Here is a 24,298-nt window from a genome sequence, read left to right on the forward strand (position 1 = left end):
GGGACATCGACAGACTGGCCTGTATTCCGGCCTTCCTAAGAGGTCGAACGAGAATGAGAAACCACCTCATTGTTTTTCAGGTGACGCAAGGCTCTGATGGACTCAGGTGGCTGCGGTAACGGTCACCCAATAACGGGTTCGATAATCAACGTGCAATCGCAGTGACTGCGCGATCAATGCCAGGACTTGATCGTTGTCGGCGAGCTGGAATGTGCCCGAAACGCGACGATCAGCGACCTCTTCGGCGCAGCGCAGTACCCCTGGGCGATAACGCGACAACTCCACGATGAAATCACTGAGGCGCATATTGCGCGCACTGATCACCCCGTCACCCCAGCTCCATAGATCAAGGCCGTTGTCCGTGAACGCCCGGGCGCCGCTTGATGTGAACAGCAATTGATTGCCTGCCTGGACATTGCGCCTACCAGGCATTTGACTGGAGCCGGGGAACACCGTGACAGATCCTTCCTGCGCCGCGACCAGCGTGCCATCGTCACGTTCGCGTGCCAGAAAGCGACGACTCTGGGCGCGCATGACCCCGTCGCGTGTCTGCACCCAGAACGGTCGTGCCTGAGGCGAATGTTGATCCGCGCCGACATTCACGATGATTTCCCCCCGGCGCAAGATGAGCAGGCGCCGCTGCTCGTCAAAATCGCTGTCGACGGCGCTATCGCTATTGAGCTGGACAAGGCTGCCGTCATCGAGCTGGAAGCGTCGTTGCTCGCCGGTGCTACTGCGCTGCTGCGCAAGCATGGCCGGCACGGGCGTGTAGTCGCGGCCGAGCCAGGCTGCAGTGCCAACGGTAGCCAATATGCCCAGTAGCTTCAGGCTTTCCCGCCGTCGCATTCCATGTTGGGTGCCATTCAGGGTTTGCCGGGCTAATTGAGCTGGCACACCTGCGAATTCGTCCCCCAACGTTTCCACGCGCTGCCATGCCAACGCATGCTCTGGACGCTGCGCCAGCCAGTGCTCAAAAGTGTGCTGTGTTTGTTCATCGGCTTGATCGAAACGAAGGCGTACCAGCCATTGGATCGCCTGCTCGACAATGGCCGGATCCAGCGCCTGGGACTCACGCCTCGACATAACGCAAGCGATAGCAGTGTTGCAGGGCCGTGGCCAGGTCGCGCTCCACCGTCGCGCGGGAGACATCCAGCTTTTCGGCTATTTGCGCGCAGGTCAGACCGTCGAGCCGTGCCAATAAAAACGCCTGGCGAACTCTCGGTTTAAGCTTTTCGAGCATGCGGTCTATGCGCTCGAGCGCATCAAGAATCATCAGCCGGCTTTCTTCCGAGGGAACCTCGTGTTGAGGCAGCAACGCGACGCTTTCCAGATAGGCACGCTCAAGTTCGCGACGACGATACTGATCAATCATCAGTCCGCGGGCGATGCTGCTCAGATAGGCACGGGGTTCGCGCAAGGGGCTGGATTGACGGGATTTGAGCAGACGCACGAAAGTGTCTTGCGCCAGATCTGCTGCGTTATCGCGACATCCAATGCGTCGGATCAGCCAGCCTTGTAACCACGAATGATGGGTGCGATAGAGCAGCCCTAGATCTGCAGTACCTAGTGTTTCGTCGCTGCGCATCGGCATCCCGCAAAATACATAATTGATAATGAATCGCATTCTGCCTGCGTGGCAGGTCTCAGTCAATTACGTGGCGCTCAGCGTCCAATTTTGGGCGAACGCTACAATTTCTGTAGAGGGGCGAGTGAAGAGTGCATTTAGCGAATTTAATCTTTCAATGTTGGATTTTTACGTTTGTGAGCAATAGTTAGAACGATTCAACGGAGACGTGCATGGACAGCGCAGAAAGTTCGTTTTGTATCCAGAAAGAAAGCCACCTGCCCAACAACAGGTGGCTTCTATGGATTTCTCTGAATCCGATTGAATTAGTTGACCAGATTCATTGCTCCGACGATTGCAATGGCTGTAATGACCAGCATTGCAGCGATCCGAACGGTTAGCATCTCAGCCAGATGAGCAACCTCCAGCCGAGTTCGATCGTTATTTCGCAATGATATTTATTAGTAGTATCTAGCGACACGGGTTGTGATCCGCACAAAAGCTTGGTAAAAATTGTGGGTCGAAAGAGTGCAGGCCGGATGGTAGCCCGGTCATCGTTCCCCGGAACGCCAACTCCTCCCGAAAGGGTATCCGCGACACCTTGCCCGGCATGCCGGTTGCGAAGGTGTGCCTGCGGATTCTCTTCTATTGCAGCGCACCTTCTTATTAAAAGTAGGACAAGCGCTCATGAAACTTGATGGCAATACAATCCTGATCACTGGCGGTGCCACCGGCATCGGCTTCTCCCTCGCCAAACGCTTCGCCGGAAACAATACGGTGATCATTTGCGGCCGTAATGAGGCCATGTTGCAGCGGGCTAAAGATGATGTTTCAACGTTAAGCACCTATGCATGCGATGTGGCCGACGTTGACAGTCGCCGTGCGATGGTTAAATGGCTTAAAGCCAACCATCCATACCTCAACGTTGTTATCAACAATGCAGGTGTTCAGAGCCAACGTGACTTTAACAGCGACCCGCATATGGATTCGCTTGACGCAGAAGTCGCCGTTAACTTCACGGCGCCTATCCATCTGATTGCAGAGCTGCTGCCAGGTCTCAAACAGCAACACAAGGCTTACATTCTCAACATCAGCTCGGGTCTGGCGTACTCGCCTATGGCTGACGTACCGGTGTACTGCGCAACCAAGGCGGCTATTCACTCTTTTACGCTAAGCCTGAGGCACCAACTGAAGTCTTCTAACATCCGCGTCATTGAAATTGCTCCGCCATTGGTCGATACCGGGCTCGGTGGCGGTACTCGCAGTGCCGGCGCAGCCAGCCATATGATGATGTCAGCCGATGATTTCGTCAGTGAAACCTTTGCCCAGCTCACAGCAGGTAAAGATGAGGTTCTAGTGGGTGTTTCGGTAAAAACGCGTCAAATGGGAGACGCTATGTTCGAGCTTATGAATACGCGTGATTGAACCCAGCCTATGAACTGCCCTCCGGGGCAGTTCTTCTTCAATGCGGAGTTACTATCCAGTCAGGGAGGGTTTGATAATCAGCTTAGTCAAAGCGCCAAGTTCAGGTTCTTGAAACCCAGAATGCGCAAAGTAAACAACCTGCACCGCAGACTGCCAGTACAGTGCCCAGCGGTAGAGGCGTGCCATTGGCAAAAAACGCCACTGCTGCTGATCCGAGCATGGCACAGCCGTATTGCAATGCACCAATCAATGCAGATGCGGAACCACTGGCGTCTGGAAAGCAATTCAGGGCACCCGCTACCGAGTTGGCCAACACCATCCCTGTCGCTGCAACGAAGAGCAGGCAAGCGAAGATCATCAACGGCAGCCCACCCCAATTTGCCCAGGTATTAACCACCAGTATCAAGCCGGCGCAGGCTGACAATGATGCCCCTACCAGCATCATCGTTTCTGTGTCGTAGCGCTTCAGGAGCCTCGCGTTTATTTGGGCGGTGACCATCATGCCGATAATCCCTGCTGCAAATAGCAGGCCGTAAAATTGCGGTGAAACGTGGTAATACGTGATGTACGCAAAGGGTGAGGCGGCGATGTAAGCGAATGTTCCCGCGTAAAAAAATGCGCCGGCTGCTGTGTAGCCCAAGAAGCGACTGTCACGAAAGAAACTGCCATACCGTTTGACAATTTGCTTGAGCGAGGCAGGGCTGCGTTGCTTATGTGGCAGGGTTTCCGGCAGCTTGTAGAGGCTGATCAACGTCACCACGGCGATGAACACCAGGCTCCAGAAAATGGCTTGCCATGAGCCGAACCGTAAAATTTGCCCACCCACTGTCGGCCCCGCGAGCGGGGCTATGGCCATGATGGTCATGAGCGTGGACATCTTTTGGGCCGCTTTACGGCCTTTATAAAGGTCTCGCACCATCGCACGCGCCAGCACGACATTCGCGCACGCCCCCAGCGCTTGCACGACGCGCCAGAAAATAATATGGCTGCCATCCGTGGCCAGTGCGCAACCTGCCGAGCCAATGATGAAAAGTATCAGCCCGATAGCAACGGGTAGTTTTCGGCCGAAGCGATCACTGATTGGCCCCCAGAATAGCTGTCCCGTGCTGAACCCGATGAGGTAGCCCGTGACGGTAAACTGCAGAGTACCGCCACTTACGTTTAGTGCCTTTGCCATTTCCGGCATGGCTGGGAGGTATAAGTCGGTGGAGATAGAGGCGAACGCCATCAACAGGCTCAGAATCAGCAAGATACTCAGACCGTGATCCTGGTGTGTATCCGACTTTTTTGATTCCAGTTGCTCGGGCTTTTGGGAAGTTAAGTCCAGTTGATTCATGGAGAAAAATTGGAGCTCTCACTCAGGTGCTTTAGTTGGACGTTCAGCCTAATGCAATGGCTGCCGGAGAAAAATATGGCCGATCAGGACGTACCACTGAGCTGTGCTCATGAATCGGCAACATGCTAACGGAGCAGAATTGTTGAGGTGGCACTGGGGTATTGCTGAGCTTTGCTCATCGGTTCATAAACCCAACAGCCGGTAGTTGCACGTAGAGACATCCATTAAGTTGGTCGCAACTCTACTCATTCAGCAAGGAGCTACCGATGCGCCTGAGAGCAGCCATGCCAACAGTCGCCCTATTGGCCACCATCGCATTTAATGCCTGTGCTGCTGAGGCCCTATCTGCACAATCCATGACTATCGTGAGAAATGGAGAGCGGGCATCAGTAATCGGAGCCCCCAAAAATTTCGTCGGTCATGCACGCATTGACCCTCTCTTCACCGTACCAGCGCCGTCGAATGTCTCGGCAGGGTATGTGACCTTTGAACCAGGGGCACGATCGATGTGGCACACCCACCCGTTGGGACAAATGCTGGTAGTCACGACGGGTACCGGATGGGTTCAACAAGAGGGCGTTGATAAACAGGTTATCAGGCCTGGAGACGTAATTTGGACTCCTCCAGGCGTCAAACATTGGCACGGTGCGACGAGCACGACCGGCGTAACTCACATGGCCATTCAAGAGGCGCTTGACGGCAAAAATGTTGAGTGGCTTGAGCCTGTCACCGAAGCCCAGTACGGCGCTTCATTATGATTATTCGCACATTTGCAGCAGCAACATTAGCGATGTGTTTGTCTGCATGCGCCACCCCTCAGGGGGTGCCGATCAAGGAAACTTCTAACATGCCTGCTTCAGCCGATATACGCGCCACATCTCCGATAATGGCTCACAACGCGGACAACCTTCTTCTTGGTGAGGTTTGGAAGCGCTCGGAGTTGTCTGCCCGCGACCGCAGCCTGGCGACGGTAGCCGTCCTGATTGCAAGAGGTCAGACAGCCGAGTTGGCCGCTCACTTGGATCTTGCATTGAAGAATGGAGTGACGCCTTTGGAGCTATCCGAAGCGATCAACCATCTCGCGTTTTATTCAGGTTGGGGTAACGCCGCTGGAGCAGCGCCGATCGCAAAAGAGGTGTTTAGCAAGCACGGCATAGCCTCCGACCAACTGGCGCCGGTGTCGCCCGTACTGCTGCCTATCGATCAGGCTGCCGAAGACGCACGCGTCGCGGCTGTCGACAAATCTGTTGGGCCAGTTTCGCCTGGGTTAGTGAAGTTCACCACCAGTGCGTTATTCAATGACCTGTGGCTGCGGCCGGGCCTTGCGCCCAGAGACCGTAGTTTGATTACTGTTACGACGTTAGTGGCAAACGGTCAAGTTGCGCAGATCAGTTACCACCTCAATCGTGCGATGGACAATGGCCTGACGCAGACCGAGGCTTCCGAGTTGCTTTCACATCTGGCGTTCTATGCTGGCTGGCCTAACGCCTTCTCAGCCGTGCCGGTATTTAGCGATGTCTTCACGAAGCGGCAGGCGAGCTGAAATCGCTAGGGGAGTGGCCCCATGGGTTCCAGCTCGCGGATAAGGTCAATCAGCAGGCGAATGCCTACGGGAACCTGTCTGAAGCTTGAGTAATAGATGTGAAAACCGGGGTCATGGTGAGTCCAGTCCTCAAGGACTCGCCGCAGGGAGCCTTCCGCGATCTGTCGTTCGACGACCTTCGCAGGCACATACATCAAGCCGGCGCCGCGCATTGCCATCGCTACACCGACCCGGGTCTCATCGATAGTAATGGCGCCCGGCGCGTCTATCTCCATCTGTTGATCCCCCTTCGAGAATTGCCAGTGGTAGATGCGTGCATTCCCCAGACGCACGCGTAAACACCGATGTTGGTACAGCTCTTCCGGATGTAGCGGGGTACCGAATCGCTCAAGGTAAGCAGGCGCTCCAACGACGGCCCATGCCACATCGGGAGAGAGTCTTTGAGCGATCATGTCTTCGGGTACCGTGCCACCGAAACGAATCCCTGCATCATGGCCATCGCCGATGACATCGACCATTCGGTTGGTCACGGTGAGGTCAACCTCGATGTCCGGATAGCGGTCTATGAAAACCGGGAGAACGGGGCCGAGCAGCAGTTTTGCCCCGTCGCTCAGGACGTTCAGGCGGATACGCCCGGCTGGTTCATCGCGTAGCCGGTTCAGTGTCTCCAGCGCCTGCCCGATATCATTTACGGGAGTGCTGATGAGGCTTTGCAGCTCCTCGCCGGCCGCCGTGAGTGTCACGCTTCGGGTGGTGCGATTGAGCAGTCGAACGCCAAGCCGTGTCTCCAGACCTTTAATGGCATGGCTCAGCGCAGACGCGCTAATGCCCACGTCCAGCCCCGCCTTTCTGAAGCTTTGATGCCGAGCGATGGCAAGAAAATAAACGATATCTGCCAGGTTCGTGCGGCTCAGTTGCATTGATGACTCCGAAGCAAAAAGCGGTAAGGTCAGCCCACAGCGGGCAAATGGTCAATCAACTTGTCGAGTGTAATGGGGTAATCACGAACCCTTATGCCGGTCGCGTTATAAACAGCGTTGGCAATCGCCGCTGCCGCTCCTGAAATACCGAGTTCGCCTACGCCTTTAGCCTTCAGCGGAGTCGCATAGGCGTCAACTTCATCCAGGAAAATTACCTCCTGGTGGGGGATGTCGGCATGCACCGGCACTTCGTAGCCAGCCAGATCGTGATTAACAAAATAGCCCAAGCGGTGATCCACAATCATTTCCTCCATAAGCGCTGCACCTGCGCCCATGGTCATCCCCCCGATGATCTGACTGCGTGCTGTTTTGGGATTAAGTATTCTGCCTGCAGCGCACACTGCCAACTGGCGACGGATGCGAATTTCGCCGGTGGCCGCGTTTACACCAACCTCCACGAAGTGAGCGCCAAAGGTTTGTTGGGCATACTGCTTAGCCAAGTCGCCAAACTCCATGACGTCTTCGGCCTGCAAGTCGCCGTCTTTTGTCGCTTGTGCCAATGGTAGGTTTTTCGATCCTTCACGGACGTGACCATCGATAAATTCGGTTTTTTTCGGATCGAGGCCCAACTTGGTTGCGACGGCTTCTCTAAGTTGCATACAAGCAGCATAGACGCCCGCCGTGGATGAGGCTGCGCCCCATTGGCCGCCTGAACCCGATGATTCCGGGAACCGTGAGTCGCCCAGATAGACGTTCACTTTCTCCATGTCCACGCCCATCATTTCTGCCGCCGTTTGAGCAATGATTGTGTAAGTGCCGGTGCCAATATCGGTCATGTCGGTTTCGACGGTGACCAAGCCTTTGCGATCAAGCCGCACGCGAGCAGCTGACTTCGTCGTGGGTGCGCCCCGAATCGCGGACGCCATCCCCAATCCTGTCCACCAACCGTCATGCAGTTCTTTAGCTGGAAGGGGATTACGTCGAGCCCAGCCGAAATGATCGGCTCCCGTATTCAGGCATTCGACTAACTGGCGCTGAGAGAACCGGCGATCCGGCTGCTCCGGGTCTACCTGGGTATCGTTTATGACGCGAAACTTCAGCGGATCCATTCCTAGCTTCTCAGCCAGCTCATCCATGGCAATTTCCAGTGCCATCATGCCTGGTGCTTCACCAGGCGCGCGCATAGCGCTACCTTCGGCAAGGTCAAGTTCGGCAAGATACAAACGGGTCATACGGTTCGCGCCCGCATACAAGGTTCGGGTCGATGCAGTGGCGGCTTCAGTGCGACCACCGCGCAGATTGCCCGACCAGCTCTCGTGACCGATGGCAGTGAGTCTGCCGTCCGGGTTTGCACCGAGCCGGATTCTTTGAATCGTCGCGGGTCTATGGGTCAGGTTGTTGAACATGAGCGGGCGGGGGAGTGCGACTTTCACTGGCCGGCCGGCCGCCCTCGCGGCAAGAGACGCCAATACGGCGTCGCAGAGAATCGTGCCTTTACCCCCAAAACCACCGCCGATGTAGGGCGAGATCAGGTGAATGTTGTCTTTGGATATACCCAAGGTTTTTGCCAGGTCTCTGACTCCCCAGTTCATCTGCTGAATGGATGTCCATAGCGTCAGTTTGTCACCCTGCCACTGAGCGATGGTGGCGTGAGGCTCCATCATCGCGTGGGCGTGATCCGGGGTGGTGTAATGACCATCGAGTGTGACCGCTGCCTGCTTGAACGCGCCTTCGAAATCCCCGATTACCGTGTGCGGAGGAGGGCCGAACGCACCCGGCGCGGGTGTCTTGGCTGAAGCTTTCTGTGCGGCGAGGTCGTAGGTGCCAGGCTCTCTTACGTAGTAGACCCGAAGCAGAGTCGAAGCGGCTCTTGCTTGTTCAAACGTCTGTGCGACGACAATTGCTACGGCCTGGTGATAGTGGTCGATCTTTGGGCCGGCAAGTGCGCGATCAACGTAAAACTCACCCCTGTCCAGTTGGCCCGCATTCTCATGGGTGACGATTGCGATAACGCCGCTGGCTTGGCGTGCTTCGCTCGAATCAATAGAGGAGATCCGGCCCTTGGCGATTGCTGAACCTACGACATAGCCGTAAGCCGGGGGGCTGACAGCGGCTTGTTGTTCGTAGGCATAGGTCGCCGTGCCTGTTGTTTTCAATTTGCCTTCAAGGCGATCCTTGGGTTGACCAATCACCTTCATTTGATCAATAGGGTTGGTGCTCGCAGGCGTATCAAACTTCATGAGGCTTACTCCTGGTCAATCGACAGCAGCCGTGCAATACCGGTGATGTTGCTTAGGAAGATGCAGTGGAGAGAGCAAGGCCAATCGTCCGCTCCGCAAGTTTGATCTTGAAGGCGTTTTGCGCGGTAGGATTAGCGCCAGCCAGCAAATGAGTGGCAACGGCGTTCGCGCCGTCAGGCAGATAAGCTTCGGCCTCTTCACTTCGCCAAGGCTTGTACGCCACGCCTCCCAGAGCGAGTTGCCCGGTGCGGTCTGGCAGCACGATCGCCGCGACAGAAACCAGTGCAAACGCGTAAGAGGTGCGGTCACGAACCTTGTAATAGATATGCTCGCCCCCTAAAGGCTTAGGCAGCGTTACGGCAGTGATCAGTTCGCCGGCGTTCAGGATGTTCTCGATATGTGGGGCGGCACCCGGTGCGCTGTAAAGGTCGGCGAGATCAATCGTTCTGACCTGGCCACCCGAGTTAAGTGTTTCTACCCTTGCGCCCAATGCTCGCATCGCCACAGCCATATCACTGGGGTGGCTGGCAATGCAGGCATCGCTGACCCCGATGATTGCTTGTTGCCGACTGGCTCCACCTAATGCAGGGCAACCGGCACCCGGACGCCGCTTGTTGCAAGGTTGATTGGTATCGTAAAAGTAGGCGCACCGGGTGCGTTGCAACAGATTGCCTGCCGTTGTGGCTTTGTTACGCAATTGCCCTGACGCTCCCGCGAGCAGTGCCTTGGATAGTACGGCGTAGTCTCGACGCACCTGAGGCGCAGCAGCCAAGTCAGTGTTACGCACCATGGCGCCGATCCTTAGCCCGCCGTCCTCGGTCGGGGTGATTTTATCGAGCGACAGCCCGTTTACATCTATCAGGTGCTGGGGAGTTTCTATCTCCAGTTTCATCAAATCGAGCAAATTAGTGCCGCCAGCGATGAACCGCGCACCTGGATTTTGGGCAGCGGCGTTCATCGCTTGCTGTAAAGAGGTGACACGCTCGTACGTAAAGGATTTCACGCCTCACCCCCGGCTATCTCTTGAATGGCATCGACGATGTTGGAGTACGCACCGCAACGGCAGATATTTCCACTCATGCGTTCGCGGATTTCAGCGGCTGTGACGGTGCTGCTGGCGATCAAGTCGCTACTGACATGGCTGGGTATGCCGGCCTTTATCTCGTCTAGCATCGCGACGGCCGAGCAAATTTGCCCGGGCGTGCAGTAACCGCATTGATAGCCGTCGTGCTTGATGAAAGCCGATTGAAGAGGGTGCAGGTTGTTCGGGGTACCTAGCCCTTCAATGGTGGTGATGCTTTCACCCTCGTGCATCACTGCAAGCGTGAGGCATGAGTTTATTCGTCGGCCTTCGACGATCACCGTACATGCGCCGCACTGGCCATGGTCACAGCCTTTTTTGCTGCCGGTTAAATGCAGCCTTTCTCGAAGTGCGTCCAGGAGTGTGGTGCGGTTGTCGACCTCTAGTGCAACTCGCCGCCCATTGAGGGTGAACGTCACATGATTTCCTGGCGGGCTCTGCGCTGCTGTTTTGGTGTTGGATGTCGCTCGGGCATCATCGACTTTCGCTAAAACGGCTGTGACTGCAGTACCTGCGGTACCAATCAGCATTTCTCGACGGGATAGTTCTATTCCAGCTCCGGGGGCGGTGGGATTTCTAGAATTCATCAACGTCTCCATTTGCGCGGCTTGAAGAAGCAATTTTGCCGGACTGTGCATCATGGAAGCCTATGACACTGTGTTGCTGCTGATAACTGGCGTTTTGAGAATGAATCCATGAGCATTGCTCAGCAATCCATGGCAACACCCAGGTTGCGTGACGAAAGATATTGGAGGAGGGCTGGGAAGAAATACTCCAGGCAGCTGCGGAGAGATTTCGTCATCAGAGCAAGAGCGACTCTGACATTGGAGCTTTTTGGCCCAATGCACGGCACAGTTCTACTGGACTGGGCACTTCAGACCTACTTGCGAGCCAGCATTATATTATAACTAAACTAAATGACCGTTTAGTCGAGTTATTACAGAACGTATTGAAAACGATGGAGCAGGTCATGAATCCACGCCTGATTACAGCGTCAAACCTGATCGCATCACTTGACCTTGAACCTCACGTCGAAGGCGGATTCTTTCGCAGAACCTATCAGGCAGACCACCGGGATATGCTCGAAACCACCGGCGGGCCGCGTTATCTGATGACGTCGATTTACTACTTGCTGACAGAAGAATCGCCAGTGGGTCAGTTCCATTTCAATCATTCCGACATCCTGCATTATTTCCATCTGGGCGATGCCATTGAATACAGCCTGATTCATGCCGACGGTTCACTGCAAACGCTGGTGATGGGCAGCGACGTTCTGGCCGGACAACAACTGCAATTGCACGTACCGGGCGGAATCTGGAAAGCGTCCAGATTGCTGAATGGCGAGAACGGATTTGGCTTGATCAGCGAAGCGGTTTCACCAGGATTTGATTTCGCGGATATGGAAATGGGGAATCGGCAGAAACTCACAGCGCAGTATCCACAGCATCGAGCGCTGATTGAAAAGCTGACGCGTGACGAGGATTGAGAGCAGCACATTTCAAATAGAGCGATAAGCGGGCATCAAGGATCAGGCCATTTGAGAGCGATGCTAGAGATTGAAATGGTGTGCGCAACCGGGCTGACTTCGTAATACTTTGTTACGTGTAATGTATATTATGTTAAATGATGTGTCTGAGCGGAACTTTACCAATCCCTACCGAAACCTCGGTGACCCACCTCGCCAATCAGCTAAACAATTCATAGATCTCAGAAACCACCTGCATCGTAGCGCCTTCGATCGTTCCTTCATTACGGCACAAAACCCAGCCGTGATCCGCAGCCGCTTGCTCAAACATCTCCGTACACGCGACATGCTCAGCGTGCTTTTGAATCACAGTACCGCCCAGTCCTCTGGATCGTGCCGTTGCCCTGGCCCATGAAATATCCGGCGTGGTGACGACTCCGACATGCAGGTCTGGCACCTGCACGTTTTGCTCGATATTCAACTGGAGAATCTCTGCAAACGAGACGGTATGGCGAAACGCGGCGTCAGACGGATACCAGCGATCGATCAGGATAATGCTGTCCAGCGGTTGTTCAGTCAGCACGTGCCGGGAGATCCAACTGCGGCTCTCAGCAAAGCGCTGACACACAGCCCACTCCAGGTCCCGGGAGGGATTTCTGGCAAGTTCGTTAACGAGGGCCATGGTGGCACCCCGGTAAGGATCGCTTTTTCTCTCGCAAAGCCGGATGACTTTCTTGTTGTCGGCCCTCAGTACTGCCGTGACGGCTTCCAATAATGTGGTTTTGCCGGTTCCTTTTGGCCCATCCAGAGAAATAAACAGCGGACGATTCATTTTTCACACAACGATTGAGGCATTGGTGACCACTCTATCTTCATTTCTGTAATTCAATCAGCTCATCCCTGCCCTTTGCCTAGACTTGCTTCCCAATGATGTTCGCCAGACCTTTTGACTGCCAGGGAATCGCATAAGGAGCCACCCCATGTCAAAGCTATATCCCGGAATCGATCCCGAAGGGCTTATCGAGTACTCAGTGGTTTACACCGACCGCTCGCTCAACCACATGTCGCAGTCATTTCAGGCCGTGATGAAGAACATTTCCAAGACCCTGAAACAGGTCTACAACGCCGAGGCGGTTGCGGTGGTTCCGGGCAGCGGCACATTCGGCATGGAAGCGGTGGCGCGCCAGTTCGCCACCGGCCAGCAATGTCTGGTGATACGCAACGGCTGGTTCAGTTATCGCTGGAGCCAGATCCTTGAGACGGGCAACATCCCGGCGGCCACTGCGGTACTGAAAGCCCGACCGGTCGAAACGGGTCGCCAGGCTGCCTACGCCCCGCCACCACTGGACGAAGTGCTGGCAGCCATTGCGGCTTCGAGGCCGCAGATTGTCTTCGCCCCCCACGTTGAAACCTCATCAGGGATCATCCTGCCCGACGAGTACCTGCGGGCCGTCGGCGACGCCGTGCATGCGGTGGATGGGCTGTTCGTGCTGGACTGCATCGCTTCCGGCACGCTTTGGGTTGATATGCACAAGTGCGCCGTCGACCTGCTGATCAGCGCACCGCAAAAAGGCTGGAGCGCCTCCCCGTGCTGCGCCCTGGTGATGTTCAGTGCTCTGGCCCTCGAACGCATCGAGCAGACGCAAAGCAGCAGCTTCGCCTGCGACCTGAAAAAGTGGCTGCAGATCATGCAGGCCTACGAACAAGGCGGACATGCCTACCATGCGACCATGCCCAGCGATTCCCTCGCGCGGTTCAACGACGTAATGAAAGAGACGCAAGCCTACGGTTTCGAAAAGGTCCGCGACGAACAACAGGCTCTGGGCGATCGGGTGCGCGCCATGTTGACCGGCAAAGGCTTCAAAAGCGTGGCCGCAGCCGGTTTTCAGGCCCCAGGCGTCGTGGTGAGCTACACCGATGATGCCGATATCAAAAACGGTAAGAAATTTGCCAGCCACGGTTTGCAGATCGCCGCCGGGGTGCCGTTGCAATGCGACGAACCGGCTGACTTCCAGACCTTCCGCATCGGTCTGTTCGGACTCGAAAAGCTGCACAACATCGAGCGTACGGTCAGCACCCTTGAGCAGGCACTGGATGAGGTGATGGTTAGCTAAGCCCTCACCTCGCCCACAGCCAATACCGTTCCCGCCGATTCTGTGCGGCGGGAACCAACAAGCCTGATCAACCTGTCATAAATTCCATATCCGCTGGCAAATAAAAGACTTTTCCACCGTTCCAATAGCCGCTGAGGATCCGCGATGACAAGGCCAGCGTCGATTCGTCGCACCATTTAGCGCCAAAACCCCTTTCATTCTGAATTAGTGATTTAACTAGGTAGTTACCTAACTATATAATGCCCTCCTCATTTCAACGGGACATTCAACGTGAAGCAGAGTCAACGCCTCTCGGGCATATCAACATTCATTCTGGTCGGGCTGGGCGTGATCATCGCCCTGCTCGGCCTGGCACTGGCCGCTGGCGGTGTGAAATTGGTCAGCCTGGGAGGCTCCTGGTACTTCCTGGTGGGTGGTCTGGCGATGGCCATTTCCGGTCTGCTGATCGCACGCCGCAAGCCTTCCGGTGCCTGGCTGTTCGCGGCGTTCCTGCTGGGGACGGCGATCTGGGCAGTCATCGACGCAGGGCTGGTGTTCTGGCCGGTGTTTTCGCGTCTGTTCATGTTCAGCGCCGTGGGCCTGGTGGTCGCGCTGGTCTATCCGCTGCTCAAGCGCGCCAATGGCGACGTTGCGGGTCGTGGTGCCTACGGTGTTGCGGCTGTTCTGGCGGTTGGACTGGCCGTGGCTGCCGGCAACATGTTCGTCGCGCACCCGACCGTCGCCCCTACAGGCACCGGCCCGGGCCTGACGCCGGTCGAGCCGGAAAAGGCGCAGAAAGACTGGGCGCACTACGGTAATACCGAGGGTGGCAGCCGCTTCGCCGCGCTGGACCAGATCAATCGCAGCAACGTCGACAAGTTGAAAGTCGCGTGGACCTACCACACCGGCGATATCGCCGAGAGCGACGGCAACGGTGCCGAGGACCAACTGACTCCGCTGCAGATCGGCAACAAAGTCTTCATCTGCACCCCGCACAACAACCTGATCGCGCTGGATGCCGATACCGGCAAAGAACTCTGGAAAAACGCGATCAACGCTCAATCCAAAGTCTGGCAGCGTTGCCGTGGCATGGCGTATTTCGACGCCAGCGCCGCCGTCGCCAAACCGGCCAGCTCGCCTGTGACCGATACCCCGGCCGCTCCCGCCGCCAACTGCACACGCCGTCTGCTGACCAACACCATCGACGCCCGCCTGATCGCGGTCGATGCCGACACCGGCGAGTTCTGCCAGGGTTTCGGCAACAACGGCCAGGTCGATCTGAAGGCCGGTCTGGGTGATGTTCCGGACAGCTACTATCAATTGTCCTCCGCGCCGCTGATGGCCGGCACCACCGTGGTGGTTGGCGGTCGTGTGGCCGACAACGTGCAGACCGACATGCCGGGCGGCGTGATCCGTGGTTTCGACGTGATGACCGGCGCCATGCGCTGGGCGTTCGACCCGGGCAATCCGCAGGATAAAAAGGCACCGGCAGACGGCAGCACCTACGTGCGCAGCACGCCGAACAGCTGGGCGCCGATGTCCTATGACCCGGCGACCAACACGATCTTCCTGCCGATGGGCAGCTCGTCCACCGATATCTATGGTGTCGAGCGCAGCAAACTGGATCACACCTACGGCGCTTCGATCCTGGCGCTGGACGCCAACAGCGGCGAAGAAAAGTGGGTCTACCAGACCGTGCACAACGACCTCTGGGACTTCGACCTGCCGATGCAGCCAAGCCTGATCGATTTCACCAAGGACGGTAAAACCGTGCCGGCGGTGGTGATCGGCACCAAGGCCGGGCAGATTTACGTGCTCGACCGCGCCACCGGCAAACCACTGACCGACGTTAAAGAAGTACCGGTGAAGGCGTCGAACATTCCGAACGAACCCTACTCGCCAACCCAGCCGAAATCGGTCGGCATGCCGCAGATCGGTGCCCAGCACCTGACCGAATCGGACATGTGGGGCGCCACGCCGTACGACCAGTTGCTGTGCCGGATCGACTTCAAGTCGATGCGTTACGACGGGCTGTACACCGCGCCGGGCACTGACAAATCCCTGAGCTTCCCGGGTTCGCTGGGCGGCATGAACTGGGGCAGCATCTCGACTGACCCGGTGCACGGCTTCATCTTCGTCAACGACATGCGCCTGGGTCTGTGGATTCAGATGATCCCGTCGCAGAACACAGGCAAGGCAACCTCCGGTGGCGAAGCGTTGAACACCGGTATGGGTGCCGTTCCGCTGAAAGGCACGCCTTACGCGGTGAACAAGAACCGCTTCCTGTCGGTCGCCGGCATTCCGTGCCAGGCCCCGCCGTTCGGTACGCTGACCGCTATCGACATGAAAACCCAGAAAGTCGCCTGGCAAGTTCCGGTCGGCACCGTTGAAGACACCGGCCCGCTGGGCATCCGCATGCACCTGCCGATCAAGATCGGTCTGCCAACCCTCGGCGGCACGCTGTCGACCCAGGGCGGCCTGATCTTCATCGCCGGCACCCAGGACTTCTACCTGCGCGCGTTCAACAGCGGCAACGGTGAAGAAGTCTGGAAAGCGCGTCTGCCAGTCGGCAGCCAGGGCGGCCCGATGACGTATGTGTCGCCGAAAACCGGCAAGCAATACGTGGTCATCACCGCTGGTGGCGCTCGTCAGTCGACCGATCGTGGCGACTACGTGATGGCGTACGCCCTGCCATAAACCGCAGCGCCCTCCTTCACTTCACTTGTGCGCGGCACCTTCGGGTGCCGCGTTGTTTCATGTCCTTCGCTCTGGATTTGCGCAATGTCATTGGCTGTTCGCTTTTCTCACGCCGGGGTTTTCACCGGCATGCTGTTCGGTCTCACCTGCGGCGCTGCCCTGCCCGCTCTCGCCGATACCGATTCGAACGTGTTCACCCGCAACACCCTGACCGGCGACTGGGGCGGCCTGCGTCATCAGCTCGATGAAGATGGCATCAAGTTCACCGGCGACTATACCGGCGAAACCGCCTACAACGCCGACGGCGGCCTGCATCGCTCGGCGCGTTATTCGCAGAACATCAAGCTCGGTGCGCAGTTCGACCTGAGCAAACTGTACGGCGTCGACAACGCCGGCAAGATCCAGTTGAGCATCAACGACCGACGCGGCAACAGTGCCTCGGAAGATCTGGTCGGCAACCGTCTGCCGATCCAGGAAAACTACGGCGGCCTCTACACCCGCCTGACCGAGCTGAGCTACGAGCGCAGCCTGTTTACCCCGGCGCTGAACGTCAAGCTCGGCTACATGGCCATGGGCAACGACCTCGGCGGCCTCGACAGCGGCATCCTCTGCAACTTCATGAACGCCGGTTTCTGCGGCCATCCGCTGAACATGTCCGGTGGCAGCGGCTGGACCAACTACCCCAACGCCCACCTGGGTGTGCGGGTGAAATACGACCTCTCCCCTGCCTGGCAACTGCGCGTGGCCGCGTTCAATGTCGACCCGGAAAGTAACGGCAACTCCAGCCGCGCCTGGCACCTGGGCCCGAAACACACCACCGGCACCGTGGTGCCGATCGAGCTAGTCTACAAGCAGGCAGGCAAACTGCCCGGCGAGTACAAGGTCGGTTATTACTACGACAGCTCCGACGTCAAACGCATCGGCAGTGACAAGGAAGTGTCCGGACGCGGCGGTCATTACGTCCTGATCGACCAGGCCGTCTGGGCTTCGGACGCCTCCGAAGGTCGCAGCCTGCACGCCTTCGGCCAATATTCGGCGGCCAGCGAAGCAGCTTCGCCGTTCAGCAAGTGGTACGGCACCGGCCTGGTGCTGTACAAACCGTTCGAAGGCCGCCCGCGCGACACCGTGGCGCTGGGCTATGGCCGCGCAGTGCCGAACCCGCGCAGCCGCGATGTGCTGCAGGACGCCGCACTGGACAATGGCGCAGCGTTCCCCAATCTGGACAGCGCCGAACAGTTGATCGAACTCGGCTACGGCTACCAAGCCACTCCATGGCTGACGCTGCGCCCGAATGTGCAATACATCATCGAGCCAGGCGCGTTTTCCGGGAAGGACATCGACAATGCATTGGTGTTTGGCTTGCAGGTGAAAGCTGCGCTCTGACGCCAACATTTGCCGACCACAAAAAAAGCACCCGAAGGTGCTTTTTTTGTGCGTGCTGCCAGCGGAATCAACCCGCGAAGCTGGCCCGCGCTGCATGCAGTTTCTTGTAGCTCTCGATCAGACGCAGGTGCCGATCCAGCCCTTCCAGCTTCATGCTGGTCGGTGTCAGACCGTAGAAGCGCACGCTGCCGTTGACCGAACCGATCGCCGCATCCATGCGTTCGTCGCCAAACATGCGGCGGAAGTTGGCTTCGTAGTCTTCCAGCTCCAGATCTTCGTCCAGCTCCATTTCCAGCACGACGTTGACCGCTTGATAGAACAAGCCGCGCTCGACGGTGTTGTCGTTGTATTGCAGGAAGGCTTCGACCAGATCCTTGGCCTGCTCGTACTTCTGCAAGGCGAGGTAGATCTGCAGGCGCAGTTCAAGGATGGTCAACTTGCCCCATGGCGTGTTGTCGTCGAACTCGATGCCGATCAGCGTGGTGATGTCGGTGTAATCGTCCAACTCGCTGTGTTCCAGGCCTTTGGCGAGGTTGCGCAGACCGACTTTGCTCAAGTTGTGCAGGTTGAGGATGTCGGCACGGAACTGCAGCGCTTTGTTGGTGTTGTCCCAGATCAGGTCTTCTACCGAATAGATCTCCGAATAGTCCGGCACCAGAATGCGGCAAGCCTTGGCGCCGATGTGCTCGTAGACCGCCATGTAGACTTCCTTGCCCATGTCCTCAAGGATGCCGAACAGCGTCGCGGCTTCTTCGGCGTTGGAGTTTTCGCCGTTGCCGGAGAAATCCCACTCGACGAATTCGAAGTCCGCCTTGGCACTGAAGAAGCGCCACGACACCACGCCGCTGGAATCGATGAAGTGCTCGACGAAGTTGTTCGGCTCGGTCACGGCCTGGCCCGAGAACGTCGGCTGTGGCAGATCGTTGAGGCCTTCGAAGCTGCGGCCCTGCAGCAACTCGGTGAGGCTGCGTTCCAGCGCCACTTCGAAGCTCGGGTGCGCGCCGAACGAAGCGAACACGCCACCGGTGCGCGGGTTCATCAGCGTCACGCACATCACCGGGAATTCACCGCCCAGCGACGCGTCCTTGACCAGCACCGGGAAGCCCTGCTCTTCCAGCGCCTTGATCCCAGCGAGGATGCCCGGGTATTTCGCCAGCACCTCTTGCGGTACATCCGGCAGGGCCATTTCGCCTTCGAGGATTTCGCGTTTGACCGCCCGCTCGAAGATTTCCGACAGGCACTGCACCTGGGCTTCAGCCAAGGTGTTGCCGGCGCTCATGCCGTTGCTGAGAAACAGGTTTTCGATCAGGTTGGACGGGAAGTACACCACCTCGTTGTCCGACTGGCGCACGAACGGCAGCGAGCAGATGCCGCGCTGGGTGTTGCCGGAGTTGGTGTCGTACAGGTGCGAGCCGCGCAGTTCGCCGTCGCGGTTGTAAATGCCCAGGCAATATTCGTCGAGGATTTCCGCAGGCAACTCATCCTTGGCGCCGGGCTTGAACCAGCGCTCGTCCGGGTAATGCACGAACTCGGCATTGGCGATCTCTTCGCCCCAGAACTGATCGTTATAGAAGAAGTTGCAGTTCAGCCGCTCGATGAACTCGCCCAGCGCCGAGGCCAGCGCGCCCTCTTTGGTCGCACCCTTGCCGTTGGTGAAGCACATCGGCGACTGCGCATCGCGGATGTGCAGCGACCAGACGTTGGGCACGATGTTGCGCCACGAAGCGATTTCAATCTTCATGCCCAGGTCGGCAAGAATCCCCGACATGTTGGCGATGGTCTGTTCCAGCGGCAGGTCTTTACCGGCAATGCAGGTGCCCGCGCCGGACGTGGAAGCCGGCATCAGCAGAGCCTGGGCATCCGCGTCAAGGTTCTCGACTTCCTCGATCACGAACTCAGGCCCGGCCTGCACCACCTTCTTCACCGTGCAACGGTCGATCGAGCGCAGGATACCCTGGCGATCCTTCTCGGAGATGTCCGCCGGCAGCTCGACCTGGATCTTGAAGATCTGGTTGTAGCGGTTTTCCGGATCGACAATGTTGTTCTGCGACAGACGAATGTTTTCGGTCGGGATATTGCGGGTGCTGCAGTACAACTTTACGAAGTAAGCCGCGCACAAGGCGGACGACGCCAGGAAATAGTCGAACGGACCCGGTGCAGAGCCATCGCCCTTGTAACGGATCGGTTGGTCGGCCACCACCGTGAAGTCATCGAACTTGGCTTCGAGTCGGAGGTTGTCGAGAAAATTGACCTTGATTTCCATGCGGGTTACCAGAATAGCGGGCTAAACAAATTGGCCGCCATTATCCGGCTTTTGAGCGTGAAGTCTTGTGCTTTTGCGCAACGGGGCCTGAGTGGTCAGACACATTTGGCGAACTTCTGAACATCTCGAAGCTGAAGATGTTCTAGATTGAAGAAGTACCGGATCAAGGACGAGCAAATGGACATCTCCAGCCGTGCGACGTCGTTACCCACCCTGCAAGGCTCTGTTACCCGGCGCCTGGCCATTGCAGTGGGCGCGCTGTTCATTGCCGGAGTGATGGCGGCGACCGCTGCGTTGCTCGGCATTGCTACTCAACTGGATGAGGATGACGTCAACGACGTGCGGTTCTATTCGGCCCGGGCGCTGGAAAACCGGATTACCGCATCCAAGAACTACATCACCAGTTACGCCTATTGGACGACAGCGTATGAACGTTTGAGCGGTACGGTCGACACGAACTGGGCGTACACCGAGCAGAACATGGGCAAGACCCTGTTTACCAGCGACGGCTATGACGGTCTGTTCGTGCTGGATCGGGAACGTACCAAATACGCCGTCGTTCGCGGGCAAATGCTCGATGCGCAAATGCCCCAGTTCCTTCATCTTTCGGCGAACAGTCTGGTTGAGCAAGTGCAGAGTCAGCCCGACCTGACCAAGCCCGTCAGTACTTATTCATTGTTCGAAGACTGGCCGGCGCTGGTCACCGCAGCGGCGATCCTTCCCAACGATGAGCGTCCGGTGGGCGAACCACAAATGACCTCGGTGCTGGTATTCGTCGACAAGCTGACGCCCACCAAGCTGCGCAAGATCGGCAGCGGGTACGGGCTGAACAATCTGTCGCTGGCTCCGGACGACAGCATCGACCCGGGCCAGCCCCGCGTCCCGCTGGACAGCACCGGATACAGCCTCGTTGCGGATCTGGAGCGACCGGGCCTGCATCTGCTGTGGTCGTTGTTGCCCACCCTCGGCTCTGCTTTGATTGTGTTGATGGCGCTGACAGCCTGGTTCTTTCGCCATGCGTTGCGTTCCTCGCGCTATGTCGATAACAGCTTTGAAGCGATGCAGGCCTCGAATCAGGCACTGCTGGCGTCCAACCGCGCACTGGAAGCCAGCGAGGAGCGCTTCCGGGCGGTGGCCGAAGCGGCGTCCGACTGGATCTGGGAAGTGGATGAAGCGTTGTCCATTACCTATCTGTCGACCCGGTTCAGTGCAGTCACCGGCTATCCGCAGGCCCAATGGATCGGGAAGCACATCGGGCACTTGCTTGTCTGCGACACCACTCCGCTGGATCTGTGGCTGAAGAAACTCGACGAAGAGAGCAACGCCAGCGACCTGCGCTGCACCTACCGTGACCGCAAGGAACAACAGCGCCACTGCCGCCTCTCGGCCAGGCCCATCGTAGAAAGAGCGGCAGTCGTCGGCTATCGCGGCACGGCCAGCGACATCACCGATGAAGTCGCCGCCCATGCGCAGATCCAGCATCTGTCCTTGCATGACGCGCTGACGGGACTGCCCAACCGCAACAAACTGTCGCGCTATCTGGACGACGCTCTGCTGCTCAAGGAGCACGCCCCGCCGGTGTCGCTGTTGATGATTGACCTGGACAATTTCAAGCCGATCAACGATTCGCTCGGCCACCCCGCCGGCGATGCTGTTTTGCAGGAGGTTGCCGGCCGACTGCGCGAGTGCACGCGCGACCACGATATCGTCGCCCGTCTGGGCGGTGATGAGTTCGTTGTTGTGCTCTGCGGCATGGACACGCATCAGGAGATCGACAGATTCTGCACACGCCTGATCGGCAGCCTGCATCAGCCCATCCTCTTCGAACAGCAACCGTTGCACATCGGCGCCAGTGTCGGAATCGCCCTGAGCCGGCGTCACGGGTACGTGGCCAGTGAGCTGATCCGTTGCGCGGACATTGCGCTGTACCAGGCCAAATCCGAAGGCAAGAACACCTGGTGCTATTTCGAAGCGCACATGAGCGATCAGATCCAGACCCGTCGGCAGATGGAGGACGACCTTCGAAGGGCCCTGACGAACAACGAGTTCGTGCTGCACTATCAACCCCGATACAAGGTCGATGGCAAGGAAATCGTTTCGGTCGAGGCACTGGTGCGCTGGCAGCATCCTGCCAAAGGGTTGCTCGGGCCGGATTTATTCATTCCGCTGGCCGAACAGACAGACCTGATTGTTCCCTTGGGTCGCTGGGTCCTGCGTGAGGCTTGTGAAACGGCACTGACCTGGCCGGCGGACATTCTCCTATCGGTCAACCTGTCACCTGCGCAGTTTGCGATCAGCGATGTGGTCGAAGATGTACGCGAAGTGCTGGTGGGTACTCGCTTCCCGGCCAGCCGGCTGGAGCTGGAAATCACCGAGAACGTAATGCTCAACGACACGGACGGCGCGTTGACCACCATGACTGCGCTCAAGGAACTGGGCGTGCGCCTGAACATGGATGACTTCGGCACCGGTTATTCCTCCCTTGGCTATCTGCGGGCCTACCCGTTCGATGGCATCAAGATCGACAAACGTTTCATTGCCTCCATCAGCACCGGCGCCAATGATCGGGCGGTGGTGCAGGCGATCATCGGACTGGGTAAAGCGATGGGGCTGACCGTGACCGCCGAAGGCGTCGAAACCGAGGAACAACTGGACATTCTGGGCAAGGATCAATGCAACGAAGTCCAGGGTTATTACATGAGTCGCCCGATCGACAAGGCGGCCTTCGCCAGTCTTCTGCAAACATCAAGAGCCGCTGTTGTCGATCCTTCCAGACAGCGAAAAGGCCGGGTGACCTGAGGACGCTGACTCAGCACATCCGCTCAATCGCGGCGCGACGGTTTGCTTCAGTATCCGGCGACTTCCATCACGGCCGGTCACTGACACATGAAAGGTTTCATGCAACCGCGTTTCGCCCTGGCACTGTTGTATTGCGCAATGGCCGACTCGGCATTCGCCAGCGGATTTCTCGACGATGCCAAGACCGAAGTGCTCAGCCGCAACTTCTACCTGAGCAACGACTACCGCTCGCCCTCTCCCGCCGGGAAAAACTACAAACAGGAATGGGCTCAGGGGTTTATAGGCACTTTCGCATCCGGTTTCACGGAGGGAAGCGTCGGGTTTGGCCTCGATGCCCACGCCTTTTATGGTCTGAAACTCGATGGCGGCAAAGGGCACTCCGGCACGGGACTGTTGCCGGTGGACAGTGACGGCCGTAGTGAAAGCGACTATTCCAGTGCCGGCGGTGCGCTGAAGTTGAAGACTTCGAAAACCACCCTCGCCTTCGGTGAAATGACCGTGGAAACGCCGGTGTTCGACACTTCGGACAAACGCCTGCAACCGGAATACGCCACGGGGTTTCTGCTCGACAGCCGCGAGATCGAAAACGCGCGCGTTGTGGCCGGGCGTTTCACGGCGTTCAAGAATCAGGACAGCTCTTCCGGCAGAGGCGACTTTCAGGGCTATGGCGCCAGTACCCAAGGCGAAAGCATCAGCTTTGTCGGCACCGACCTGTTCAGCGACAGCCCGGTGGGCGGTGCGCTGTATGCGTCCGATCTGAGCGACACCTGGCGCCAGTACTACGCCAACCTGCATTTCAAACAGTCCGGTCTGCTGCTCGACGCCAACGTCTACCACACCCGCGACACCGGTCAGGCACTGGCCGGCGACATCGACAACACCGCGTTCAGCCTCTCGGGCAAATACACCTTCGGTGCCCACGCGGTGATGCTCGGCTGGCAACGCATCAATGGCGACACGCCGTTCGATTTTGTCGGTGGCGATTCGATTTACCTGGCCAACTCGATCAAATACGCCGACTTCAACGGTGCCCACGAGCGCTCCTGGCAAGCGCGCTACGACCTCGATCTCGGGGCCTTCGGCATTCCCGGGCTGAATTTCATGACCCGCTACGTCGCCGGCAGTCATATCGACGGCACCCACGCGCCCAAGGGCGGCGCCTATAACCCGTTTGACGCGGACAGCGGCCAATACCAGCCACAGCAAGGGGACGGCGGCAAACACTGGGAGCGCGACATCGATCTGCGCTACATCGTCCAGTCCGGCGCGGCCAAGGATCTGTCGCTGCAGCTGTCCCATGTTTCGCACCGGGCCAACAGCGCCCAGGCGGGCGATGACATCGACCGGATCTACGTGGTGATCCAGTACCCGTTGGGCTTTTGAGGGAAATTGGCGGAAGGCAGCCGGAGTCGAACCTGCCCGGGAACGGATGCCGTCCCCAACCGGGTTTGAAGCCCGGCCGCGCCACCGGGCGCGATTGCCTTCCTTG

The 24,298-nt window shown here is 57.8% G+C and carries 18 protein-coding genes and 1 tRNA gene; 9 read left to right on the plus strand and 10 right to left on the minus strand.

Translation table 11 applies throughout. From position 1 onward, the window contains the following. Positions 1–102: 102 nt before the first annotated feature. Together CAF90_RS03495 and CAF90_RS03500 are read right to left on the minus strand one after the other, a co-directional pair. Entirely contained in the window at positions 103–1,083 is a 981-nt protein-coding gene (locus CAF90_RS03495; RefSeq protein WP_085603636.1) for a FecR domain-containing protein, read from the minus strand. Beyond that, the gene (locus CAF90_RS03500; RefSeq protein WP_085603639.1) at positions 1,070–1,585 is read right to left on the minus strand and encodes a sigma-70 family RNA polymerase sigma factor; all 516 of its coding nucleotides are present in this window, start codon (positions 1,583–1,585) and stop codon (positions 1,070–1,072) included. The genes CAF90_RS03495 and CAF90_RS03500 overlap by 14 nt, the downstream gene beginning before the upstream one ends. Positions 1,586–2,251: 666 nt before the next feature. On the opposite strand from CAF90_RS03500, the gene CAF90_RS03505 reads away from it, so the two are divergent. Continuing rightward, positions 2,252–2,989 carry an SDR family oxidoreductase gene (locus tag CAF90_RS03505; protein WP_085603642.1) on the plus strand — a complete coding sequence of 246 codons (738 nt, stop codon included), beginning with the start codon at positions 2,252–2,254 and terminating at the stop codon, positions 2,987–2,989. 100 nt (positions 2,990–3,089) lie between these two features. Here the strand turns inward: CAF90_RS03505 and CAF90_RS03510 are convergent, their stop codons facing one another. Beyond that, the gene (locus tag CAF90_RS03510; protein ID WP_085603645.1) at positions 3,090–4,325 is read right to left on the minus strand and encodes a Bcr/CflA family multidrug efflux MFS transporter; all 1,236 of its coding nucleotides are present in this window, start codon (positions 4,323–4,325) and stop codon (positions 3,090–3,092) included. Between the two features lie 266 nt (positions 4,326–4,591). Here CAF90_RS03510 and CAF90_RS03515 point away from each other — a divergent pair, with 266 nt between their 5' ends. Together CAF90_RS03515 and CAF90_RS03520 are read left to right on the plus strand one after the other, a co-directional pair. Beyond that, entirely contained in the window at positions 4,592–5,083 is a 492-nt protein-coding gene (locus CAF90_RS03515) for a cupin domain-containing protein (protein WP_085603648.1), read from the plus strand. Next, entirely contained in the window at positions 5,080–5,868 is a 789-nt protein-coding gene (locus CAF90_RS03520; protein WP_139834460.1) for a carboxymuconolactone decarboxylase family protein, read from the plus strand. The genes CAF90_RS03515 and CAF90_RS03520 overlap by 4 nt, the downstream gene beginning before the upstream one ends. Positions 5,869–5,873: 5 nt before the next feature. On the opposite strand, the gene CAF90_RS03525 is transcribed toward CAF90_RS03520, so the two are convergent. Genes CAF90_RS03525 through paoA form a run of 4 tightly spaced genes read right to left on the minus strand, consistent with a single transcriptional unit; the run spans position 5,874 to position 10,696 of the window. Then, positions 5,874–6,788 carry a LysR family transcriptional regulator gene (locus CAF90_RS03525; RefSeq protein ID WP_085603653.1) on the minus strand — a complete coding sequence of 305 codons (915 nt, stop codon included), beginning with the start codon at positions 6,786–6,788 and terminating at the stop codon, positions 5,874–5,876. A 29-nt stretch (positions 6,789–6,817) separates the two neighbouring features. Next, entirely contained in the window at positions 6,818–9,028 is a 2,211-nt protein-coding gene (paoC, locus tag CAF90_RS03530; protein ID WP_085603656.1) for an aldehyde oxidoreductase molybdenum-binding subunit PaoC, read from the minus strand. Between the two features lie 52 nt (positions 9,029–9,080). Continuing rightward, a complete protein-coding gene (locus tag CAF90_RS03535; RefSeq protein WP_085603659.1) occupies positions 9,081–10,031 on the minus strand; it encodes a xanthine dehydrogenase family protein subunit M in 951 nt (316 codons plus the stop codon). Further along, a complete protein-coding gene (gene paoA, locus CAF90_RS03540; RefSeq protein WP_139834461.1) occupies positions 10,028–10,696 on the minus strand; it encodes an aldehyde dehydrogenase iron-sulfur subunit PaoA in 669 nt (222 codons plus the stop codon). Before paoA ends, CAF90_RS03535 begins: the two co-directional genes overlap by 4 nt. A 383-nt stretch (positions 10,697–11,079) precedes the next feature. Between paoA and CAF90_RS03545 the strand changes: the two genes are divergently transcribed. Then, positions 11,080–11,595, plus strand: a complete 516-nt coding sequence (locus CAF90_RS03545; protein ID WP_085603662.1) for a cupin domain-containing protein — start codon at positions 11,080–11,082, stop codon at positions 11,593–11,595. Between the two features lie 199 nt (positions 11,596–11,794). On the opposite strand, the gene CAF90_RS03550 is transcribed toward CAF90_RS03545, so the two are convergent. Then, positions 11,795–12,406, minus strand: coding sequence for a dTMP kinase (locus tag CAF90_RS03550; protein WP_085603664.1), 612 nt, complete (start codon positions 12,404–12,406; stop codon positions 11,795–11,797). A 148-nt stretch (positions 12,407–12,554) separates the two neighbouring features. Between CAF90_RS03550 and CAF90_RS03555 the strand changes: the two genes are divergently transcribed. The 3 genes from CAF90_RS03555 to CAF90_RS03565 all read left to right on the plus strand — a co-directional run bounded on the left by CAF90_RS03555 (position 12,555) and on the right by CAF90_RS03565 (position 17,747). Beyond that, on the plus strand, positions 12,555–13,688 hold the full coding sequence (locus CAF90_RS03555) for an aminotransferase class V-fold PLP-dependent enzyme (RefSeq protein ID WP_085603667.1): 1,134 nt from the start codon (positions 12,555–12,557) through the stop codon (positions 13,686–13,688). A gap of 270 nt (positions 13,689–13,958) precedes the next feature. Beyond that, on the plus strand, positions 13,959–16,364 hold the full coding sequence (locus tag CAF90_RS03560; protein WP_085603670.1) for a glucose/quinate/shikimate family membrane-bound PQQ-dependent dehydrogenase: 2,406 nt from the start codon (positions 13,959–13,961) through the stop codon (positions 16,362–16,364). An 84-nt stretch (positions 16,365–16,448) separates the two neighbouring features. Next, positions 16,449–17,747, plus strand: coding sequence for a carbohydrate porin (locus tag CAF90_RS03565; protein WP_085603673.1), 1,299 nt, complete (start codon positions 16,449–16,451; stop codon positions 17,745–17,747). Between the two features lie 67 nt (positions 17,748–17,814). Here CAF90_RS03565 and CAF90_RS03570 read toward each other — a convergent pair whose 3' ends face one another. Next, the gene (locus CAF90_RS03570) at positions 17,815–20,010 is read right to left on the minus strand and encodes an OsmC domain/YcaO domain-containing protein (RefSeq protein WP_085603676.1); all 2,196 of its coding nucleotides are present in this window, start codon (positions 20,008–20,010) and stop codon (positions 17,815–17,817) included. 177 nt (positions 20,011–20,187) lie between these two features. On the opposite strand from CAF90_RS03570, the gene CAF90_RS03575 reads away from it, so the two are divergent. Together CAF90_RS03575 and CAF90_RS03580 are read left to right on the plus strand one after the other, a co-directional pair. Beyond that, positions 20,188–22,809 carry an EAL domain-containing protein gene (locus CAF90_RS03575; protein WP_085603678.1) on the plus strand — a complete coding sequence of 874 codons (2,622 nt, stop codon included), beginning with the start codon at positions 20,188–20,190 and terminating at the stop codon, positions 22,807–22,809. Between the two features lie 99 nt (positions 22,810–22,908). Then, on the plus strand, positions 22,909–24,192 hold the full coding sequence (locus tag CAF90_RS03580) for an OprD family porin (RefSeq protein ID WP_256578419.1): 1,284 nt from the start codon (positions 22,909–22,911) through the stop codon (positions 24,190–24,192). A gap of 7 nt (positions 24,193–24,199) precedes the next feature. Here CAF90_RS03580 and CAF90_RS03585 read toward each other — a convergent pair. After that, positions 24,200–24,295 (minus strand) — tRNA-Sec (locus tag CAF90_RS03585). Between the last annotated feature and the right edge of the window lie 3 nt (positions 24,296–24,298).

Source organism: Pseudomonas sp. B37(2017), assembly GCF_002112885.1.
Classification (GTDB): domain Bacteria; phylum Pseudomonadota; class Gammaproteobacteria; order Pseudomonadales; family Pseudomonadaceae; genus Aquipseudomonas; species Aquipseudomonas paraglycinae.

What these genes read in the sequence shown, in the direction of transcription:
- CAF90_RS03495 (WP_085603636.1), bottom strand. Translation starts at nt 1,083, where the DNA reads ATGTCGAGGCGTGAGTCCCAGGCGCTGGATCCGGCCATTGTCGAGCAG.
- CAF90_RS03500 (WP_085603639.1), bottom strand. Translation starts at nt 1,585, where the DNA reads ATGCGCAGCGACGAAACACTAGGTACTGCAGATCTAGGGCTGCTCTAT.
- CAF90_RS03505 (WP_085603642.1), top strand. Translation starts at nt 2,252, where the DNA reads ATGAAACTTGATGGCAATACAATCCTGATCACTGGCGGTGCCACCGGC.
- CAF90_RS03510 (WP_085603645.1), bottom strand. Translation starts at nt 4,325, where the DNA reads ATGAATCAACTGGACTTAACTTCCCAAAAGCCCGAGCAACTGGAATCA.
- CAF90_RS03515 (WP_085603648.1), top strand. Translation starts at nt 4,592, where the DNA reads ATGCGCCTGAGAGCAGCCATGCCAACAGTCGCCCTATTGGCCACCATC.
- CAF90_RS03520 (WP_139834460.1), top strand. Translation starts at nt 5,080, where the DNA reads ATGATTATTCGCACATTTGCAGCAGCAACATTAGCGATGTGTTTGTCT.
- CAF90_RS03525 (WP_085603653.1), bottom strand. Translation starts at nt 6,788, where the DNA reads ATGCAACTGAGCCGCACGAACCTGGCAGATATCGTTTATTTTCTTGCC.
- paoC (WP_085603656.1), bottom strand. Translation starts at nt 9,028, where the DNA reads ATGAAGTTTGATACGCCTGCGAGCACCAACCCTATTGATCAAATGAAG.
- paoA (WP_139834461.1), bottom strand. Translation starts at nt 10,696, where the DNA reads ATGAATTCTAGAAATCCCACCGCCCCCGGAGCTGGAATAGAACTATCC.
- CAF90_RS03545 (WP_085603662.1), top strand. Translation starts at nt 11,080, where the DNA reads ATGAATCCACGCCTGATTACAGCGTCAAACCTGATCGCATCACTTGAC.
- CAF90_RS03550 (WP_085603664.1), bottom strand. Translation starts at nt 12,406, where the DNA reads ATGAATCGTCCGCTGTTTATTTCTCTGGATGGGCCAAAAGGAACCGGC.
- CAF90_RS03555 (WP_085603667.1), top strand. Translation starts at nt 12,555, where the DNA reads ATGTCAAAGCTATATCCCGGAATCGATCCCGAAGGGCTTATCGAGTAC.
- CAF90_RS03565 (WP_085603673.1), top strand. Translation starts at nt 16,449, where the DNA reads ATGTCATTGGCTGTTCGCTTTTCTCACGCCGGGGTTTTCACCGGCATG.
- CAF90_RS03570 (WP_085603676.1), bottom strand. Translation starts at nt 20,010, where the DNA reads ATGGAAATCAAGGTCAATTTTCTCGACAACCTCCGACTCGAAGCCAAG.
- CAF90_RS03575 (WP_085603678.1), top strand. Translation starts at nt 20,188, where the DNA reads ATGGACATCTCCAGCCGTGCGACGTCGTTACCCACCCTGCAAGGCTCT.
- CAF90_RS03580 (WP_256578419.1), top strand. Translation starts at nt 22,909, where the DNA reads ATGCAACCGCGTTTCGCCCTGGCACTGTTGTATTGCGCAATGGCCGAC.